1 protein-coding gene is annotated in these 332 nt (G+C 57.8%); it reads right to left on the bottom strand.

Annotation, left to right across the window (positions count from 1 at the left end):
* Positions 1-33: 33 nt before the first annotated feature.
* Positions 34-332, bottom strand: a 299-nt coding sequence (locus HX873_RS31390; RefSeq protein WP_256349691.1) for an acyl-CoA dehydrogenase family protein, incomplete at its 5' end; no start/stop codon positions are given.

The raw sequence follows: 332 nt of genomic DNA, 5'->3' as shown, positions 1-332 counted from the left end.
GCCCGCTCCCACATTGGTTATGCGAAATACCTGTTACAGCTGGTAGTTTTTCAATTCTCTGGCAATCACCATCCGCTGAATCTCGCTAGTGCCCTCGTAAATCTGGGTAATCCGCGCATCCCGGTAGTAACGCTCCACCGGGTAGTCCTCCAGATAGCCATAACCCCCATGAATCTGCATGGCTGAAGAGCACACCTTCTCGGCCATTTCCGAGGCAAACAGCTTGGCCTGGGAGGCCTCCGACAGGCATGGCTTGCCCGCACTGCGCAATCGGGCGGCATGCAGGATCAGCAGGCGCGCCGCATTCAGCCGGGTTTGCATGTCGGCCAGCA

Origin of the sequence: Pseudomonas sp. P7758 (assembly GCF_013386485.1) — a bacterium.
GTDB lineage: Bacteria > Pseudomonadota > Gammaproteobacteria > Pseudomonadales > Pseudomonadaceae > Aquipseudomonas.
The sequence above is the reverse complement of the archived record's forward strand: the minus strand, read 5'-3'. Positions and strand labels throughout refer to the sequence as shown.